Raw genomic sequence first — 18692 nt, 5'->3', positions numbered from 1 at the left:
GGCAAATCCCCTCAGGAGCCCGGCTTCGCGGAAGATGCCGCTCTTAGCTTGCTGATCGTCGTACGTGTGGAAATCTGTTCGGGATCGGTCACAAGTTCTATGACTGCGGGACGGCCCGCGCCGCGGGCGCGCTCGAAGGCGGACGCGAAATCTTCCGTTCGGGTAATTCGCTCGCTATAGGCGCCTAAACCTTCGGCCATTTTGACGAAGTCCTGACTGACGAGCGTGGTGCCGGATATCCTTTCCGGATGCTCTCGTTCCTGATGCATCCGGATCGTGCCGTAAATGCCGTTGTTGAACAGAAGGATGATCGGGCAGGCGCCATGCTCGGCGGCGGTTGCGATTTCCGCGCTACTCATCATGAAGCCGCCATCTCCTACAAAACAGAGAACAAGACGTTCCGGTTCGGTCAAGGCGATGGACACTGCGGCTGGCACCGCATAGCCCATCGATCCGCAGGTTGAGCCTATGCCGCGTCCGGGCCGGCGATAACGCAGATAGCGCTGCGCCCAGCCCGTATGATTACCGGCGTCGAGCGTGACCGCAATGTCGTCCGGCAGGCTGTCCCTGATTGCGCACAGAGCCGTGCCCATATCCAGTGTCCACTCGCGGCTTTCAGGCGGTTCGGTATCGAGAAGGTAGTCGTCATGCAGCTTCCGACACCAGGACACCCAATCGTCTGAACGCTTGAGTTCCATTTGAGAAAGGGCCAAGGACGCCTCACGAGGAGACGCTGCCAGGCCCAATGTCGGTGAATAGACCCGGCCGATCTCATCTGCATCCGGGTGAATGTGGATCAGCCGCATCGCCGGATTGGGCGGATTGAGCGTCGTGTAGGTTCTGGTGGTCATCTCACCCAGTCGAGCCCCGACCACGATCAAAAGATCCGCCTCTTTCAGGCTGGCGATGAGCGTGGGCGCAGTCGAGGTGCCAAAATCTCCCGCCCAGACGAATGAGCGATTGTCCACTATGTCCTGCCGGCGAAAAGAGCTGCTGACCGGAATGTTGTTGGTTTCGGCAAATTGCGTGATCGCGCGAGCGGCTTCATCGTCCCAGCCGGAACCACCGACCAGTAGCAGCGGGCGCTCCGCAGCTTCCATCTCAATTCGTAGAGCATCCAGTTGTCTTGGCGAAATGCTCGCATGCGTCGCCGTATAGGGCGCTGCGTCGGCTACGCTGACGACATCGGTCAGCATATCTTCGGGCAGAGCAATGACAACGGGGCCGGGCCGCCCCGATGTCGCTACCCGAAAAGCACGCGCCATATATTCCGGGATGCGCCGCGCATCATCGATCTGTGTTGCCCATTTCGCGATGGGGCCGAACATGGCGCGATAATCGACTTCCTGAAAAGCTTCACGGTCGGTCGTATTGCGTGCGATCTGCCCGACGAGAAGAATCATCGGCGTGCTGTCCTGCTGCGCGATGTGGACACCGACGGCAGCGTGGCAAGCGCCGGGCCCACGCGTCACAAGACATATGCCGGGTCTGCCGGTCATCTTGCCCTGGGCTTCAGCCATGTTGGCCGCGCCGGCCTCGTGCCGGGCGTTGATGAGCGTGAACCGGTCCTGAACATCGTACAAGGCGTCGAGAACCTCGAGATAGCTCTCCCCAGGGACGCAGAATGCGGTGTGCGCACCGTGGATGAGCAGCTGATCGACGAGGATTTGTCCGCCCGATCGTGGTTTTAGCTTGCCTGCCATCTCGAATTTCTACTCCGTCTCAGCATCGGCGCCCGCCTAAACGGATCGCCCTACCGCCTCTTCTACATTTGTATTTCAAAATTACAAGTTCGAAAAGATTTTGCTGTTCTACGAATTTTTCTGTAATTTTTTATGACATTGTGCCGTTCAGTGGCCTATGACCTATTTGCGGTATGGCAAGACGAACTGGGAGCGAGCAGTTGGAAGAGATCGGGCTGAAAATCCGCAAACGGCAGACGCTGGCCGACCAGCTCTATGGCCAGATTCTTGAGCAGATTATCGCTAATGTTCTTCAGGAGGGAGAAAAGCTGCCGTCCGAAAACCAGATTGCCGCATCGTTTGGTGTGTCGCGTCCGGTCGTTCGTGAGGCGCTTCGAAAGTTGCGCGATGACGGTCTGGTGGAGGCGCGACGCGGCTCCGGCACGTTTGTCCGCCGCCGTCCGCCTTCGCGGCTGATCGATTTTTCCACCGGACAAAATCTTGGCTCAATCCTGCGGGCGATCGAGGCGCGCATTGCGGTGGAGAGCGAAACAGCCCGTCTGGCAGCCCAACGGGCGGAGCCAAAGGATCTCGCGCTGATCGAGGAGACCCTTGAGGATCTTGCTTCGTCTATGGAGGCGAGAACGCCCTCCGTCGAGGCCGACTATGCTTTCCATAGGGCAATCGCTCTGGCGAGCGGCAACAATGTATTGGTCGACATGCTCGAATGCGCACGTAATCTCATCGAGAACGGCATTGACGTGGCGCAAAAACTTACACGCGAAGGTGCTCAAATACGCGTCGAGCAAGTGGCCCGTGAACATCAGCACATTTTCGAAGCCATTCGTTCGCGAGACGCCGAGGCCGCATCAATGTACATGTCGTTTCACCTTTTTCAGGCCCGACATCGCATAACAGATCACGCTCGCATTCAGTGATGCGCATTATCTGTCGATAAGGATCGCTCGGAAATCGTTGACGTTGGTCAGGGTCGCACCCGTAATGACCTGATCATTCAACGCCTCGAAGAAGCCATGCCCGTCATTGTTCAGCAGGCTTTCGCCGGCTGAAAGACCGAGTGCCTGCGCGCGACTGAGCGTATCGGGGCGGATGACCGCTCCGGCCACTTCCTCCGCGCCATCGACGCCATCGGTATCGCCAGCAATCGCATGAACGCCATCAGCGCCTTTCAGGGCGACGGCGAGCGATAAAAGAAATTCCACATTACGGCCGCCACGGCCATCGCCGTTTATGGTGACGGTCGTTTCCCCGCCAGACAAAAGCACACATGGACGTTCGAACGGCTGATCACGCTTTGTGATCTGATGGGTCATGCCCGCCATCACGACTGCGACTTCTCGCGCTTCTCCTTCTATAGCATCGCCAAGAATATGGGGTGTTATCCCATGGTCCCTTGCGATGGAGGCAGCGGCTTCCAGAGATTGTTGAGGCGTTGCGACAAAACGGGTTTCCACATTGGCCACGCGCGGATCGCCTGGCTTTACGCTTTCCGAGACCTCTTTATCCAGAACTTCTCGAACGCTTTGCGGAAGGTCCAGGCGATAGCGACGAAGAATTTCCAACGCGTCTTTGCGGTTCGTAGGATCGCCTACAGTTGGACCCGATGCGATGTCGATAGGATCGTCGCCGGGCACATCGGAAATGAGCAGATTGATAAGCCGCGCCGGGTGGCATGCCGCCGCGAGACGTCCGCCCTTTATTGCCGAGAGGTGGCGGCGGACGCAGTTCATTTCCGAAATCGTCGCACCGCAACGGAGGAGCGCGCGGTTTACCGTCTGCTTGTCCTGAAGCGTTATTCCGTCCAGCGGCAGGGGGAGTAGCGACGATCCCCCACCAGAAATCAGGCAGAGTACTGTATCGTCTGCGCACAACCCACCCACGAGTTGCAACATGCGGCGTGCCGCGTCAGCACCCGCTTCATCCGGAACAGGATGGGCCGCCTCCACGATCTCGATGCGGTCGCACGCCACGGCGTGGCCGTAGCGTGTGACGATCAGACCTTCGAGCGGCCTGCCGTAATGTCGTTCTGCCGCCCGCGCCATAGCTGCCGAGGCTTTGCCCGCACCGATTATGAGAAGACGGCCCTTTTGCGGATAGGCCGGCAAAGCCGGGGGAACGCAAACATCCGGTTGGGCGGCGGCGACCGCCGCCTCGAACATGGCGCGAAGCAGAGCTTCCGGCCTGACCATGAAGTCAGGCCACTTCGTGGTTGGCCATGATTTCAAGCGCTTTTACCATGGCCGAATGGTCCCATTCGGCGCCGCCATTGGCAGAGCAGGCATTGAACAGTTCCTGCGCAGTGGCCGTATTTGGCAGGCTGATACCCATCTGCCGCGCATTGGACAGGGCCAGGTTCAGGTCCTTCTGGTGCAATTCAATCCGAAAACCCGGATCGAAGGTGCGCTTGACCATGCGCTCGCCGTGAACTTCCAAAATTTTGGAAGAGGCAAAGCCGCCCATCAACGCTTCTCGTACCTTGGCCGGGTCTGCCCCTGCCTTGGAGGCGAAGACGAGCGCTTCGCTGACAGCTTCGATATTCAACGCCACAATGATTTGGTTGGCGACCTTGCACGTTTGGCCGTCGCCATTTGCACCGACGAGATTGATGTTCTTGCCCATCAATTCAAACAGCGGCTTGACGCGGGCGAACGCCTCTTCGCTGCCGCCGCACATGATTGTCAGAGCTGCATTCTTGGCTCCGACTTCTCCACCGGAAACGGGTGCGTCGATATAATCGCAGCCCAGATCGTTGATCTTTCCGGCAAAATCCTTGGTGGCGATTGGTGAGATCGAACTCATATCGACCACCGTCTTGCCTTCCGCAAGTCCTTCGGCGACGCCGTTTTCACCGAAAAGGACATCCTCGACATGGGGCGTGTCTGGCACCATCAGAAATATGATGTCCGATGCTTCGGCAACTTCCCTGGCACTTTTACAAGCCTTGCCGCCCGCGTCGGTCAGTGCCGTCGGTATATCGCTGCGCGTTGCCAGCGAGACATCGTGGCCAGCCGCAATCAGGTGACCGGCCATCGGTGCGCCCATGATGCCTAAGCCGATAAAGCCGAGTTTGCTCATTGGATAGCTCCTGTTTTCAGTAAGTTTCATTGGCGCTGGCGGTGCTACCGCTGCGCATTTGCGACAGGATGTCCTGCGAGCCGGACGCCATCAGGCGGGCGTCGGACGATACGGTGACGAAGCGGTATCCGAGTTCGATGCGCTTCAATGCCTGGGCAGGCGCGCCGTTATGGCAGCCTGCAATTTTACCGGCCTCGGTCGCTTTGCGGACGATCATCTCTATAGCTTCCGCCGCCGGCGGATCGACATCGTCGAATGTCGGACGGCAGCCAAGCGCAAGCGAAAGATCTGAAGGGCCGACGTAGACGGCATCGAGTCCCGGCACTTTTAGGATCTCGTCGAGATTGTCGAGGCCTTGCAGAGTTTCGATCATGGCGAAGATCACGACGGTTTCGTCCGCTTTCTGCGGATAGTCCGCACCGCCGTAAAGAAGACCGCGAATAGGCCCAAAGCTGCGGGTTCCCCGGGGCGGATAGTGCGTCCACGCCACCAGATTTTCTGCGTCCTCGGCCGTATTGACCATCGGGCAGATGACCGCATACGCGCCAGCGTCGAGCACTTTCATCAGATGCGCCGGGTCCAGCCAGGGGACACGAGCCATGGGCACGGTATCCGTGCTGGAAACCGCCTGAAACATCGACAGAGCAGCTTGATAGTCCAGTGCGCCATGCTGGAGGTCGACTGTCAGGCTATCCCAGCCCTGATGCGCCATGGTCTCCGCCGAAAAACTGCTCGGCACAGCCAGCCAGCCGTTCACTGCAGCTTCCCCACGAGCCCAGATTTCTCTCAGTTTATTGGCACGCATCGTCTTTCCTCCTCTCAACCGGGCGAAGGAGTTCGATCCCGGATGCAATATCAAACCAGCTAAACAGTCTGCCCGGAGGCGACGTTCGTCTTCGGCAGATCGCCGATGCGTTCAGCGAAAACACCGGATCAAAAGCAGTTCTAGTCACCTAATATATCATTTGACAGAGGACAAGGCGCTTTGTCCGCCCCGGCGGAGATAACAAGCGCTGCACAAAGCCTTAAACGCTTTCATTGCCCGCCGGTCAAAAGAGCGAAAATAGGCAGCAGGGATAGAGCAGCGACGACCGTAAACAGCCACTGCCAGCGAAATGTGAGGGTGGTGGCGGGAATTCGTCCCATGCGCGAAATCTGTAGCACGACCGTTGCAAAGGGCGACATCGTCATGGATAGCGACCATCCGCACGATATGGACAGCGCCAGCAATGTCGGATCGGCAGGCAGGCTGGGCAGGCTGCCGAAGATCGTGCCGAAAAACACAGCCAGCATAATCGGGCTAAGAGCGAGCAGACTGATCACTGCGATGAGAATTGGCAGCAAAGTTAGCAAGACGAAGTCGGGCATTCCGTCGAGGCCGATCGCCGCGGCGATCTCCTGAGAGGGGAGAATGGCTGCTGCGAGCACACCGAGGAAACCCGATAGTCCGAGCGTAATCGCAACTGGCGCAGATTGCGGCAGATTGACGAACGCGATGTCCGCCAATCGCTTTTGAAAGCCGTTCAGTCGTGATCCGGCGTCGGCCGAGGTGGAAAATTGCTGTATGGCGATCCAGCCGATCGTCATAATGGGGCAGGCGGCCATGACGCCTACAATGAGACTGTCGCCGGTGAGCTCGGCGATGGCGAAAATCAACGCGACCAGAACAAGGCAAACCAAAAGAAAACTGGCTATTGCACGCATTGGAGCAGGGTTTGCCGGGCGCTCTGCCTTGGGTTGGTAATGCCGGAAGCGAACTCGGTCTTCGACGGCGCCGATCATCATGATGACGAGAAAAATGATGAAACCGGCCCAAAGCCAGTGAAGACGATCCACACCAGGAATGAGGTCGGCCACCGTGAGCGGTGCAATTGCGGTCGGAGACCAGATAACGCACCAGGCAAAACCGCGAAGCGTGGCACTGACCTGACGGCGCTCGCGCACGGGGTTGAGACCGTCGTCGGACTGGTTCAGCGCGATACCGCGCTGGATCAGCGGAACCAACAGACCAATCACACCGATATTGAAAAGCACGGCCATGAACCCCGTGCCAAGATAGAGCGCGTAGAAGCGCCGCCCTGCTGGTTGACGTGTCAGGTATTGTCCAAGCTTGCCAACCGACGGCGAAGTGGAGGCTGCCTCCTGAAGCAGCCCAAGCAGCAGAATGAAAGCTATGAGAAATGCGCCTTGCTCGGCAGCTCGTCCGATAACGGTTGCTGGATCGTCATCCGTTAAGGCAATTGCGCCAGACAACGCCACGCAAACGGCCAAAAGATAGGCTTCGCGCAGGCCGATCCTCGGCAGCGCCATCAGAATGAAGACCGCGCACAGGCCCCATAGGACAGGCAGTAAGCCGTCTGGCTCCAGAAAGCGGACGACCAGCACCAGCGCCATCATGGTCATCATGATAACGGACAGAATAATATTCGGCACGCGGTAAACGGTCATCTGGCTTTGGTTGGGTACTGATCTCTGCGGCTAACGACCAGCGCTTTTACAGGCTGCGCCGCCCTGCCGGAGGAGGCATGGGCGGCGCATTCTCCACGGGAGGAGACTGTCGTCCGATCCGCGACGATTGATCGTCAGGAGATTGGATTGGCGTAGGCAAACATGATCCAGATGAGGATACCTGCGAAGATCACACTTCCGATCCACGGCCAGACGCCGTAGCCGTCAATATCTTCTCTAGAGCCGCGTCCGATCATAACGTTCCTCCTGTCAGGAATTCAGGCAGCCACAGCGCAATCTGCGGGATCATCATCACCAAGGCGAGACCAATAATCTGCAGCACGATGAAGGGCAGCACGGATATAAAGATTTCCTGCAAGGTGACATCTTTCGGAGCGACCGATTTCAGCCAGAAACATGCCGGTCCGAAGGGCGGCGACAGGAAGTAGATCTGAATGTTCATCACAAATAGCACACCGAACCAGATCTTCGCCTGATCGGGCGTCAATCCAAGGTCTGGCGCCAGCTCCATGACGACCGGGGCGAAGACCGGAACGGTGATGAAGACGATGGCGATCCATTCCATAAATGTGCCGAGCACCATCAGGATCAGCATCATCACGAGCACCGTGCCGATAGCCGAAAGCCCAAGGTCGAGGAACATGGAGCGCATGAAATCGCCGCCGCCCACGAGGTTGAAAATACCCACGAAGGAGACGGCGCCGAGCACCAGCCAGATAATGGTCCCGACTGTCGACATTGTCCCCATCAGCGCTTCGGTCGTGACGTTCCAGTTGAAGCTGTTGCGGACTGCCGCAACGAGCATGGCGCCGACGCATCCGACCGCCGCCGCTTCGGTCACGCTGGCGATGCCGCCATAGATCGAACCCATCACGGAGCCAATCAGAAGAATGCAGAGGAATACAGCGATCAACCGCTCGCGCGACAGCTTCTGGTCATGGCCGGTGAGTTCTGCCACTTCGGATGCCGTGGGCGCCAGAGCCGGATTGATGTTGACGCGAAGCAGCACGTAACCGGCATAAAAAATCGCCAGCATGAGGCCCGGAACGGCGCCCGCCATGAAAAGATCGCCAATGCCGACCTCGGCTGAGAGGCCATACACGATCATGATAATCGATGGCGGAATTAGCGTGGCCAGCGCGCCCGCCGCGCAGATCAGGCCGATAGACAGTTTCCGGTCGTATCCGAGGCGAAACATTTGCGGCAGGGCCACAAGGCCGAGCATGACGATCTCGCCACCCATAACACCAGACATGGCGGCTAGGACCACCGCGACGACGGTCGTTTGCACGGCAACGCCGCCGCGCAAATTGCCTGCGAAGACCGACATGGCATCGAACAGGTCTTCAGCTATGCCAGCCCGCTCCAGGATAGAGGCCATCAGAACGAAAAACGGCACGGCGACGAGCGAGTAATGCTCCAGAAGGCCAGCGGCGTTGGAAGACACCAGGAACAGGCCGCGCGGTCCGAAAAATGCGATGGCCATGATGACGGAGACGATAAGAGTGACAATGCCCAACGGCATGCCGGTCATCATCAACGCAATGAGCAGCGCGACCATGATGATCGATACGGTGCCGAGATCCATGGCGCGCATGTTCAGCGCCTTTGACGGATCGAGCGCCGCTCCGATATCGGAGAAGAAGTCGGAAATTGCGCTGGCCCAAGAAATCTCGAGACCGTGGCCCATGAAGCCCGCCGCGAAATAGATCACCATAAAAAGCGCGACAAGCTGGACAGCGCTGCGAGCAGCGCGGTTTTCGAAGTGCCTGTAGAGGTTCATGAGAAGCTGAGCGAGATAAAGAAAGGCACCAGTCACCATCAACGATTTCAGGAGCATCGGTAGCGGGGCATTAAAGGCCGAGCCGGATTTCTCCAGTCTTGCGACGCTGTCATATGCGCGGATGGAGGCGTCGGACAGTAGCATGTAGAGGGCGACGACACCGACCACCATGGCGAAGAGATCCAACCACCATCTTTGCCTTGGCGAAGCCATCAAATGGAAAACAGTGATGGCAATATGCCTGCGTTTCAATGTGACGAAGCCCGATGATAGCATCCATGCGGCGGCACAAAGCATCATGACGGTCTCGAAGCCCCAATAGGTCGGAGCGTTCAGAAAATAGCGCGAAAATACTTCATAGAGCGTGGCAAGCGCAGCGACCATGTAGAAGGCTGACACGCCGATGCCGACAAGATGGCTTACGTGATCGACCGGCCCATATTCGCTGATTGTAATTTCGGGCGCTTCGTCCTCAACAGGATCGTCACCGCCGGCCTCAAGCGGCGCGGCCTGCAGCTTATCCTGATATTCCTGGCTCATTGGTTTCCCCCCAAACGCGGCACATGGCTAATTTACGGCATTTGCCCCTGCCGTATGCGACCTGCCGATGGCGGCGAGCGGTCGATTGCGCGCCCGCCGGATAGTGGAGCGGGCGCGCAGCTTTGCGATTAGAAGACGTCAGAGAAGTCCGGCTTCCTTCAGGAAGGCGACATGCGCGTCGTAAGCTTCCTTGGCCAAATCGGACTGCGACGCGAAGTCTTCCCAGGCCTGCTGAGCGGTTTCACGGAACTTGTCGCGTTCTTCCTGCGGCCAGTCGATAATCGTCAGGTCGCCGGCTGCGCGGTCGCGCGCGACGATTTGCTGGTCGAGACGATCAAATTTCTGGCGCAGCCCTGTGAACGCTGCCTGATACCAGACTTCCAGAGCGACCTGCTGCTGTTCGGTCAGGCTGTCCCAAACGTCCTGTGAAAGGGTGAACTGAATGAACGGCGTCGAATGGATGCCAGGATAGATCGGATATTTTGCGATCTTGTGCATGCCATTGGAATCGTTGTTGGCATAGGCCGAGTTATCGGCCGCATCGATCACGCCTTTCTCCAGCGCGCCATACGTCTCGGAACCGGACATGGAGACCGGAGCAGCACCCACGCGCTTGAAGACATCGGCAGCGAGACCTTCGGGCGAACGGACTTTCACACCCTTGAACTCTTCAACCGTTCGGATTGGCACCTTGGAGACGAATGCTTCACGCGAATATGCGCCGCAGCCGATAACGTGAACACCCGGATAGTGCTCGTCCATAAGCTTCTGAAGCACTTCCTTGCCGTTGCCCTGCGCACAGAAAGCCTGCGTCTGGTCAGCGGAGTCGTAGCCGGCAATTAGATCACCCATCAGGGCGAATGCCGGGTCCACACCGGCGAAGTAGCTGGTTGCCGTCATATCGCCGTCCAAAATTCCTGCGCCGATGGCTTCGGGCGTTTCGCGGCGCGGTACGACAGCGTCAACCGGCAGAAGTTCGATACCGAGAGCGCCGCCGGTCATCGCTTCCAGCTTCGGACCCCACTCCTCGGTTAAATACGACAGCGAGACGTGACTGGCAGACTGTGATGTCTGAACCTTCAGCACGCGATCAGCTGCGTAAGCAGTTCCACTTGCAGAACCCAGAATGGCTGCCGCAACAAGTGCCGTTCCCAAACTCTTCATATCCACTTTTCTCCTCCCAGAAATATGAAATTCAGTTGCGTCAACGCAGCAAGCGTCCACACATTTATAACTAATATATTAGGTGGGAAGAAGTGACAAGACCCTTGTGACGCCACCGCGATTTTTACGCATTTATGGGTATGACAGTTCGAAATTGCCTGTGGATTTGAGCATTTCTCGTGATGCTCGAAGGGGGTCTAGTCGGCGTTTGGGAGCCCTTTAGCCCTTTGATCCAATTCGCGCGCCAATCCGATCACAGCCTGTATTGGATGATATTGCGGAGTGTTTTTCGGGTAGAGAAAACCGATCTGACGAGAAAGCTCTCGATCTGGGAGCGAAATTTTTCGAACATTGAGCCCCTGTGGCCATGGTCCGCTCCAGTCCGGAATAATGGCCGCTCCTAATTTTCGGTCAACCATAATAGCGATCGCGTCCAAAGCATCGAGCTCGAAGCGATCCTGCGGCTGAATACCGGCATCGTCCAGAAACTGCGTGGCAAGGTTTCCGCCCCACTGCATCCGGTCGTACCGGATCAACGGTAGCCGCCCCAATATTTCCCGGAAATCGTCAGAGGTTTCGGCAGCCGGTACAAGAAGAATCAGCGGCTCGGTTCGCCATGCGTCGAAGACCAATGATTTCGGCAAGTCGAAACCCGGTCTGACAATCACCGCCAAATCGAGCTGGCCTGATAGAATTTGGGCGTAAAGCTCGCCGGACGTCCCCGGCTCCAGAGAGATCGCCAGATTTGGATGACGTGTCGCGAGAACCTGCAGAACATCGGGCAAGAGGCCTGTCTGAGCAGTAGATATTGCGCCAGCCCGTAACTCTCCGCGGATCGCATCGCCCCGCGAAGCGGCTTTCAGTGAACGCAGACTGCGAAGGAAAGCCTCGCTCTTGTCCAATATGGCAAAGCCGGCTTCCGTCGGGCGGACCGTTCGGCCGGAGCGGCTTACAAGCGCAGTTCCGAATTCCGCTTCGAGCGCGGCCAGCCTCTGCGCTACGGCAGTCGCAGTGAGATTGAGCTCCTGCGCAGCCGCAGCAAGTGAGCCCCGCTTAGCCACAACAAGAAACGTCTTCAGAAAACGCGTATCCATAACCAACTTTTCTTTCGGAAAAATCGAACATCAACAATGTTTGTCTGCGTTCATGGGTGGATTATCAAGCAGGAAAGAATGGAGATTTGCGGATGGATCTTGGTCTGAATGGAAAGGTTGCGTTGGTGCTTGGCGCTGGGGGAGGGCTCGGCGGCGCAATTGCTAAGACGCTGGCGGCCGAAGGTGCGAAGGTGGCAATCGCCGATATCGATGCCGAGGCAGCCGAAGCGACACGCGCGAAGGTCAGTGATGAGGGCGGCGTCGCCATGGCGCTTGCCTGGGATCTCGGTGATCTGTCGATTATCGATGCCAATGTCAGCCGGATCGAGGAGGAACTTGGCGGTATCGACATTCTGGTTTCGATCACGGGAGGACCGCCGCCAAGTGGGGTTGTCGGCCAGTCTGTGGATCTCTGGCGCAAACATTTCGAAAGCATGGTCCTTTCGGTCTTCGCGATCACTGATCGAGTGCTTCCGCATATGCGTGAGAAAGGGTGGGGGCGCATCGTCACCTCTACGTCGTCAGGGATCGTTGCGCCCATTCCGAATCTCGGACTGTCAAACTCGCTCCGCTCGACGCTGGTCGGCTGGTCGAAGACGCTCGCCGGGGAAGTCGGGCAGGACGGGATTACCGCGAACATTGTATTGCCGGGGCGCGTGGCGACGCAGCGCATCACCTTTCTGGACGAAAAGCGCGCCGAGCGGGAAAACCGCAGTGTCGAAGATGTCCGGAACGAAAGCACGGGCTCTATCCCGCTCGGCCGCTATGGCGACCCGTCAGAATACTCCGATGTCGTAGCGTTCCTGGTTTCGGAGCGGGCATCATACCTTACCGGAAGTATTATCCGCGTCGATGGCGGTTATATTCCCAGCATCTGAAGCGGAGAACGTAGAATGGCCCTGACATCCAACGAGAAGGGCGTGTTTGCCATCGCGCCGACGCCGTTTCTGCCCGATGGGGCGGTCGACTGGAAATCCATCGATCGAATGACGGATTTTTATACTGCCTGCGGTGTGGACGGCCTGACGATCCTTGGGATCATGGGCGAGGCACACAAGCTTGAGGCCGCTGAAGCTCTTCGCATTGTAGAAACGATAACCGGTCGTTTCGATGGAAAGATCGTCGTCGGTGTCTCGGCCCCCGGTTTTGCCGCTATGACGTCTCTGACTAAAGCGGCAATGGACATGGGCGCCGATGGTGTGATGATCGCGCCGCCGCCGGCGCTACGGACCGATGAACAGATTGTCGGTTACTACGCCCAGGCTATCGAACAGATCGGCGACGATGTGCCGTTCGTGCTGCAGGATCATCCGCAGGCGACGACAGTGAAGATGTCGAACGGCGTTATTCGCCGGATCGTCGAAAACCACTCTTCCTGCGTGATGCTGAAACATGAGGACTGGCCAGGGCTGGAAAAAATCTCTGCGCTGCGCAACTGGCAAGCCAACGGCGTTATGCGCGAAATCTCGATCCTGGTCGGTAATGGCGGTCTGTTTCTTGACTTCGAGATGGAACGTGGCGCCGATGGCGCGATGACAGGCTATGCCTTCCCGGAAATGTTGATTGACGTTGTCAGCGGGTTTCAGAATGGTGAGCCGGAATCGGCAAGGGCGCTATTCGACGCCCATTTACCGCTGCTGCGCTATGAACATCAGCCGGTTATCGGTCTGTCCGTCCGAAAGCATGTTTTGATGCGCCGCGGCGTTATCGCCCACGATGTGCTGCGCGCGCCGGCACCTTCCTTATCGGATAGCGCAATTCGCGAGATCGAGGGCCTGCTGGGCCGCCTCGGACGCACTGATCAACGCGCAAATCTCTAATCGTCAATTTTGAAAAAAACGGGGGCGCCACTGCTTGGCGCCCCCATCGTTTCCCCTCAAGCATTCAGAGGGGTTTTGCGGGTGTAAGGCCGGATCATGAAATCGAAGTCCACACCCTGATCTGCCTGCGTGGCATGCTCCATATAGAGTTTCCGATAACCAAATTCGGCCTTGACCGTATCAGGCGGTGACCAATTGGCGCGGCGGCGTTCGAGTTCCTCTTCACTCACATCCATCGTGAGACTTCGGTTCGGAACGTCCAGGTGAATGGTGTCGCCTGTTTCGACGAAAGCGAGCGGACCGCCAACGGCCGCTTCCGGTGTGGAATGCAGAATGATGGTGCCAAAAGCGGTTCCGCTCATCCGGCAATCCGACATGCGCACCATATCCTTGATGCCTTGCGCAGCAATCTTCTTCGGGATTGGCAGATAACCCGCTTCCGGCATCCCTGGCGCGCCTTTCGGACCGGCATTGCGTAAGATCAAGACGTCATCCTTGGTGACATCGAGATCGGGATCGTCAATCCTTTCCGACATGTCAGCCAGGGAGTCGAACACCACGGCGCGGCCGGTATGGACCAGAAGGTCGGTGCTGCAGGCCGATTGCTTTATGATCGCACCATCGCCAGCAAGATTGCCTTTAAGGAAAGCGATGCCGCCGCCCGAATGAATGGGGTTATTTAACGGACGGATGACGTCCTGCTCGAACGTTTCGGTATAGCCATCGATCTGTTCCCCAAGGGTTTGTCCGCCGACCGTCAGGCAATCGAGATTGAGAAGAGGTTTCAATTCGCGGAGGATCGCACGAATGCCGCCAGCCTTATGGAGATCGTCCATGTAGAACCGACCTGTCGGCTTGATATCGACGAGCACGGGCGTGTCGACGCCCATACGGTCAAAAGCTTCCATGTCGATTTCGATGCCGAGCCGACCTGCCACTGCGGCGAGATGAACAATGCCGTTGGTCGATCCGCCAATAGCAAGAAGAACTCTCAAGGCATTCTCGAATGCGGCAGGAGTCATGATCGTCGAAGGCAAAAGGCCGTTCTCAGCCAGTTTAAGCGACTGCGCGCCGGCAGCTTCGGCATGTCGCAGACGGTCGGCATTGACGGTCGGGATCGTCGCGCCGCCCGGCAGCATCATACCTAGAGATTCGGTGATGCAGGCCATAGTCGACGCTGTACCCATCACGCCGCATGTGCCAGCGGTCGGCGCCAAGCGATTGGTGATTTCGGAAATTTCATCGCGGTCGATCCTGCCGCCCCGAAATTCTCCCCAAAGGCGGCGGCAATCGGTGCACGCTCCGACCCGTTCGCCGATATGCGTGCCTGACAACATCGGCCCGGTAACAACGCTGATCGCGGGCACATCGGCGGCAGCCGCGGCCATGAGCTGAGCCGGGACGGTCTTGTCGCATCCGCCGATCAAAACACAGGCATCCATGGGCAGTGCGCGCAGCATTTCTTCCGTGTCCATCGACATAAGGTTGCGCAAATACATGCTGGTCGGATTGGAAAAGGCCTCATGCAGCGAGATGGTCGGAAACTCCATCGGCAGACCGCCGGCCAGCATGATGCCGCGTTTAACTGCCTTGACGATCTGCGGCACATTGGCATGGCAGGAGTTGAAGTCCGAAAAGGTGTTGGCAATGCCGATCACCGGCCGCTCCAACGCGTCGTCGGAGTAGCCCATCGCCTTGATGAACACTTTCCGAAGGTAAAGCGAAAACTCCGCGTCTCCGTATTGGGTGAGCCCTTTGCGCATGCCCTTCTTATCGTTCACTTTTTCACCTCCAATCCGATCAATCTCGATACTAAATATTCTAATATTTAAGCCTTGAAGTGTCAAAGGCTCACGGGACTTTTCTCCATGTTTTCGGGGGTTTGGTGAGCGCGTTCCGGCTCGATGCCGCGATTTGGAGCGGCGATGATCGGAGGTAGCGCCAGAACTGTGAATCACGCGCGCAGAGTGGGAGCCAAATATGGATGAGATATCGGGCGAACCCCCGATTTTCGGCGGGTTTAACCGCGGGCCTCACTGGCAAATCGAAATCGGACGTTGCTCCGGCCAGTCAACCAATATATTAGTGCCTCAGTTGTTGAGGAGCGACATTTGCTGAACCGTGTCGTGCAAAACACCATCCAGGGATTGAGGGTGTCCAAAATCATCCAGCCGCTAAGGTCTCAATGGCCTGACAGCGAGGACGCTCTGTGCTCGTATCCATGGGGGAATATCGAAGTCGTTGCCGTTGAAATCGTCGATTGTCATGGGCAGATCGGCACCGGGTTTAGCTACGCGCCGAAACCATCTTGCTCGGCGCTTTATGCACTGGTGCGGGCTATGGCTTCGGATTTGCATGGTTTCTCGACAGAGAACGTTGAGGATGTGTGGACTTTTCTGTCGAACCATCCTCTGTCACTCAACTCGAATAGCATGACCAATCAGGCACTTGCGTGTTTCGACACCGCGCTCTGGGATCTGAAAGCCCGGCAGGCCGGGCTGCCCCTTGCAGAGTTGATTGGCGCTTACCGGCGCGGCGTGCGCGTCTATAGTTCACGCGGTCAATCTCTCAAGGCGAATATCGATCAGATGCAGGCTGCGGCCAAGGCTTCCGTGGCAAAGGGAATTGACGGGATCAAGATTGAGGTTGGACAGCCCGACTGGCGCGCGGATGTTAGGAGGATCGAATCCGTACGGGATGCGGTCGGTCCCAATATTGCACTCATGATCGATGCGCGCAGGCAATGGTGCCGTGAGAGAGCCTATGCGTTCTGTACCCAGGTCGACGATTTGGGACTGGCTTTCATCGAAGAGCCGCTCAACGCGACGGATAAGGAGTGTTACGGTGCGCTCGCCGATGCCCTGGACACACCCATCGCAACAGGCGCCATGGCGACATCCATTGCAGAGCATGAGAGGCTGATGCATACCGGTGTGGGCACGACCCAGGCAGTCGTGGCGCGGGTTGGCGGGGTCACGCCCTATCTGCAGATCATGGAACTCGCCAAACGACGACGCACGGCGTTGGCCCCTGGCTGCCTGATGGAACAACATATTCAGATGCTGGCAATCTACCCGATCGGCGGTTGGATCCAGCATTTCGATTGCCTTGACGACCTCTTCAATGAGGGGCTGGATCTTCGTGACGGTCGTATCTGGGTTCCGGATCGGCCCGGATTCGGGCTGACCTTTTCAGATAAGGCGCGCGAGCGCACCCACACCACGACAACCATCGGTGCCATTCCTCAAGTTCATTGAGGATTTGTCTCGTCGTTTTCAGGAGGACGTTCTTATGATTTACGCCATACCACTGGCCGGAGAGATGGGAGCCGGTATCGGTGCGGCTCTGGTCCGGAGCGGCAATACGGTTCTTACCTGCGTCGAAGGGCGTTCGCAGGCAACGCGGCTCCGGGCGGTCGATGCGGGTATGCAAGATGCCAGCTTCACCGACCTTGCCAGGGCCGACATAATCCTCTCTATCGTGCCGCCGTCACTCGCACTTGATATGGCGAAGAACATAGCGCAAGCGATGCCGGATGGTGCCGCACCGCTCTATGTCGATCTGAATGCCGTCAATCCGCAAACCGTGCGGCAGATTGAGGCCGCGCTGCCGGATAGCGTACGCTTCGCGGATGGTTCCATTATCGGCGCCGCGCCGAAAACGAGCGATGCGAAAATTCCTCGTTTTTATGTCTCCGGACCCGCAGCCGGTGAAGCATTAGCCTTGCGAGACCATGGACTGGATATCGAGCCTCTTGACGGAGGCACGGGGGCGGCGTCGGCTCTCAAAATGTGCTACGGTGCGCTGACAAAGGGAAATGCAGCTCTGACAGCCGCAATCCTCATGGCTGCCGAGCGGGAAGGGGTTGGCGCGGCGCTTCACGCTGAAATGGAAGACAGCCAGAGAGCTCGGCTGACGGCTGCGGAAAACTTCATTCCATCTGTTTATGCCAAGGCCTATCGCTGGGTGGCGGAGATGGAGCATATCGCCGCCTTCCTCGGTGAAAACCGAGCAGAAGCCGGAATATGGGCAAGCGCGGCGACTTTTTATCAGCATATGGCCGACGATTACGAAGGCGACCGCGCCGAAATCGACGCCATCGATCGCTTTCTTGCCCGCGACGATAAATTACGACGATAGCGTGATCGGTTCCTGTCCTTCGATACGGTTCAGAAGATATTGGATCTCTTCGATGTCCGTATCCGACAGCCTAGGTGATGGGCCACGCATAGCGGGCGATGCAATGGCGCCGCGCTTATGCATGATGAGCTTGCGCACCGCGATGCCCCATTCTCCAAGCGCTTCGTAGCGCATCAGCGGCAGATATCGGTCAAAGAGATCATGGGCTTCGTCCCGCTTGCCGTTCGCCATCAGTTTATAAGTGCCAGATAGCACTTCGGGGAAAGAGAAGCCTGCCATTGGACCATCTGCTCCGCGCTCCAGTTCATGCGGCAGATAAAGCGCGTTATTGCCGACCAGGATGCGGAATGGCCGGTCCATTTCGGCCTTAAGCCGAGTGATCTTCTGGCAACTCGGCAAGTCCTCTTCTTTCAGCACTTGGATCTGTGGAAACGTAGCGACCAGCTTCAGAATGGCTGGCACTGACATTTTGACACCGGAAGCAAACGGAAAATCCTGCAAGACCGTCGGAACGTCGCCGATACGCTGAAAGATCGCATCGAAATAACGCAGCAGGTCCTCATCGGTGCGCACCGATGATGCCGGGGCGATCATCACACCGCTGCACCCCGCATCCATGACTGCGCCTGTCACTTCTGCCAGTTGTGCAAGGCTCGGATTTGAAACGCCGGCAATAATCGGCCGCCCGCCGGAGGCCGAGACAAATCGTGTGGCTGTCTCTATCGCTTCGCGCGGCGTCAGTTTTGCTGCTTCACCACTGACGCCAAGGACCGTCAGGCCGTTAGCGCCATGCCGATAGTAAAAGTCGGACAGGCTATCGATACTATCGAAATCCACCGCACCGTCTTCGCGGAACGGGGTTTGGGCGACGACGTAAAGTCCCTTGGTCTCTCGAAGCATGGGC

The 18692-nt window shown here is 57.7% G+C and carries 16 protein-coding genes; 5 read left to right on the top strand and 11 right to left on the bottom strand.

Annotated features, from left to right (window positions below; all coding sequences use genetic code 11):
* Nucleotides 1-11: 11 nt before the first annotated feature.
* Nucleotides 12-1703 carry a thiamine pyrophosphate-binding protein gene (locus NIM86_RS09065; RefSeq protein ID WP_253381270.1) on the bottom strand — a complete coding sequence of 564 codons (1692 nt, stop codon included), beginning with the start codon at nt 1701-1703 and terminating at the stop codon, nt 12-14.
* A gap of 173 nt (nt 1704-1876) precedes the next feature.
* Here NIM86_RS09065 and NIM86_RS09060 point away from each other — a divergent pair, with 173 nt between their 5' ends.
* A complete protein-coding gene (locus NIM86_RS09060) occupies nt 1877-2620 on the top strand; it encodes a FadR/GntR family transcriptional regulator (protein ID WP_253381268.1) in 744 nt (247 codons plus the stop codon).
* 6 nt (nt 2621-2626) lie between these two features.
* On the opposite strand, the gene NIM86_RS09055 is transcribed toward NIM86_RS09060, so the two are convergent.
* The 8 genes from NIM86_RS09055 to NIM86_RS09025 form a co-directional block, all read right to left on the bottom strand.
* Nucleotides 2627-3892, bottom strand: coding sequence for a glycerate kinase (locus NIM86_RS09055; protein WP_253381266.1), 1266 nt, complete (start codon nt 3890-3892; stop codon nt 2627-2629).
* A 4-nt stretch (nt 3893-3896) separates the two neighbouring features.
* The gene (glxR, locus tag NIM86_RS09050) at nt 3897-4778 is read right to left on the bottom strand and encodes a 2-hydroxy-3-oxopropionate reductase (RefSeq protein ID WP_253381265.1); all 882 of its coding nucleotides are present in this window, start codon (nt 4776-4778) and stop codon (nt 3897-3899) included.
* A 16-nt stretch (nt 4779-4794) separates the two neighbouring features.
* Nucleotides 4795-5583, bottom strand: coding sequence for an HpcH/HpaI aldolase/citrate lyase family protein (locus NIM86_RS09045; RefSeq protein WP_253381263.1), 789 nt, complete (start codon nt 5581-5583; stop codon nt 4795-4797).
* Nucleotides 5584-5813: 230 nt separating this feature from the next.
* The gene (locus NIM86_RS09040) at nt 5814-7226 is read right to left on the bottom strand and encodes a hypothetical protein (protein WP_253381261.1); all 1413 of its coding nucleotides are present in this window, start codon (nt 7224-7226) and stop codon (nt 5814-5816) included.
* Nucleotides 7227-7360: 134 nt separating this feature from the next.
* Entirely contained in the window at nt 7361-7483 is a 123-nt protein-coding gene (locus tag NIM86_RS17185; protein WP_256478419.1) for a hypothetical protein, read from the bottom strand.
* On the bottom strand, nt 7480-9570 hold the full coding sequence (locus NIM86_RS09035) for a TRAP transporter large permease subunit (RefSeq protein ID WP_253381259.1): 2091 nt from the start codon (nt 9568-9570) through the stop codon (nt 7480-7482). The genes NIM86_RS17185 and NIM86_RS09035 overlap by 4 nt, the downstream gene beginning before the upstream one ends.
* Before the next feature lie 138 nt (nt 9571-9708).
* Complete coding sequence (locus tag NIM86_RS09030; RefSeq protein WP_253381257.1) at nt 9709-10734, bottom strand: TRAP transporter substrate-binding protein; 1026 nt, start codon at nt 10732-10734, stop codon at nt 9709-9711.
* 197 nt (nt 10735-10931) lie between these two features.
* Nucleotides 10932-11828, bottom strand: coding sequence for a LysR family transcriptional regulator (locus tag NIM86_RS09025; RefSeq protein WP_253381255.1), 897 nt, complete (start codon nt 11826-11828; stop codon nt 10932-10934).
* 92 nt (nt 11829-11920) lie between these two features.
* On the opposite strand from NIM86_RS09025, the gene NIM86_RS09020 reads away from it, so the two are divergent.
* Together NIM86_RS09020 and NIM86_RS09015 are read left to right on the top strand one after the other, a co-directional pair.
* Complete coding sequence (locus NIM86_RS09020; RefSeq protein WP_253381253.1) at nt 11921-12706, top strand: SDR family oxidoreductase; 786 nt, start codon at nt 11921-11923, stop codon at nt 12704-12706.
* A gap of 15 nt (nt 12707-12721) precedes the next feature.
* Nucleotides 12722-13648, top strand: coding sequence for a dihydrodipicolinate synthase family protein (locus NIM86_RS09015; protein ID WP_253381251.1), 927 nt, complete (start codon nt 12722-12724; stop codon nt 13646-13648).
* Nucleotides 13649-13704: 56 nt separating this feature from the next.
* Here the strand turns inward: NIM86_RS09015 and NIM86_RS09010 are convergent, their stop codons facing one another.
* The gene (locus NIM86_RS09010) at nt 13705-15429 is read right to left on the bottom strand and encodes an IlvD/Edd family dehydratase (protein ID WP_371872868.1); all 1725 of its coding nucleotides are present in this window, start codon (nt 15427-15429) and stop codon (nt 13705-13707) included.
* A gap of 345 nt (nt 15430-15774) precedes the next feature.
* Here NIM86_RS09010 and NIM86_RS09005 point away from each other — a divergent pair, with 345 nt between their 5' ends.
* Together NIM86_RS09005 and NIM86_RS09000 are read left to right on the top strand one after the other, a co-directional pair.
* Entirely contained in the window at nt 15775-16905 is a 1131-nt protein-coding gene (locus NIM86_RS09005; protein ID WP_371872880.1) for a mandelate racemase/muconate lactonizing enzyme family protein, read from the top strand.
* 34 nt (nt 16906-16939) lie between these two features.
* On the top strand, nt 16940-17788 hold the full coding sequence (locus NIM86_RS09000) for an NAD(P)-dependent oxidoreductase (RefSeq protein WP_253381247.1): 849 nt from the start codon (nt 16940-16942) through the stop codon (nt 17786-17788).
* Here the strand turns inward: NIM86_RS09000 and NIM86_RS08995 are convergent.
* The gene (locus NIM86_RS08995) at nt 17777-18688 is read right to left on the bottom strand and encodes a dihydrodipicolinate synthase family protein (RefSeq protein ID WP_253381244.1); all 912 of its coding nucleotides are present in this window, start codon (nt 18686-18688) and stop codon (nt 17777-17779) included. The two genes, NIM86_RS09000 and NIM86_RS08995, sit on opposite strands and share 12 nt — an antisense overlap.
* Nucleotides 18689-18692: the final 4 nt, after the last annotated feature.

Origin of the sequence: Notoacmeibacter sp. MSK16QG-6 (assembly GCF_024158145.1) — a bacterium.
In the GTDB taxonomy this organism is placed as follows: domain Bacteria; phylum Pseudomonadota; class Alphaproteobacteria; order Rhizobiales; family Rhizobiaceae; genus Notoacmeibacter.
This window is presented reverse-complemented; position numbering and strand designations above follow the sequence as displayed.

Excerpts from the sequence above, each read along its gene's own strand:
- NIM86_RS09000 (WP_253381247.1), top strand. The coding sequence starts at position 16,940 with ATGATTTACGCCATACCACTGGCCGGAGAGATGGGAGCCGGTATCGGT.
- NIM86_RS09015 (WP_253381251.1), top strand. The coding sequence starts at position 12,722 with ATGGCCCTGACATCCAACGAGAAGGGCGTGTTTGCCATCGCGCCGACG.
- NIM86_RS09040 (WP_253381261.1), bottom strand. The coding sequence starts at position 7,226 with ATGACCGTTTACCGCGTGCCGAATATTATTCTGTCCGTTATCATGATG.
- NIM86_RS09055 (WP_253381266.1), bottom strand. The coding sequence starts at position 3,892 with ATGGTCAGGCCGGAAGCTCTGCTTCGCGCCATGTTCGAGGCGGCGGTC.
- NIM86_RS09030 (WP_253381257.1), bottom strand. The coding sequence starts at position 10,734 with ATGAAGAGTTTGGGAACGGCACTTGTTGCGGCAGCCATTCTGGGTTCT.
- NIM86_RS08995 (WP_253381244.1), bottom strand. The coding sequence starts at position 18,688 with ATGCTTCGAGAGACCAAGGGACTTTACGTCGTCGCCCAAACCCCGTTC.
- NIM86_RS09060 (WP_253381268.1), top strand. The coding sequence starts at position 1,877 with ATGGCAAGACGAACTGGGAGCGAGCAGTTGGAAGAGATCGGGCTGAAA.
- NIM86_RS09065 (WP_253381270.1), bottom strand. The coding sequence starts at position 1,703 with ATGGCAGGCAAGCTAAAACCACGATCGGGCGGACAAATCCTCGTCGAT.
- NIM86_RS09035 (WP_253381259.1), bottom strand. The coding sequence starts at position 9,570 with ATGAGCCAGGAATATCAGGATAAGCTGCAGGCCGCGCCGCTTGAGGCC.
- NIM86_RS09025 (WP_253381255.1), bottom strand. The coding sequence starts at position 11,828 with ATGGATACGCGTTTTCTGAAGACGTTTCTTGTTGTGGCTAAGCGGGGC.
- NIM86_RS17185 (WP_256478419.1), bottom strand. The coding sequence starts at position 7,483 with ATGATCGGACGCGGCTCTAGAGAAGATATTGACGGCTACGGCGTCTGG.
- NIM86_RS09020 (WP_253381253.1), top strand. The coding sequence starts at position 11,921 with ATGGATCTTGGTCTGAATGGAAAGGTTGCGTTGGTGCTTGGCGCTGGG.
- glxR (WP_253381265.1), bottom strand. The coding sequence starts at position 4,778 with ATGAGCAAACTCGGCTTTATCGGCTTAGGCATCATGGGCGCACCGATG.
- NIM86_RS09045 (WP_253381263.1), bottom strand. The coding sequence starts at position 5,583 with ATGCGTGCCAATAAACTGAGAGAAATCTGGGCTCGTGGGGAAGCTGCA.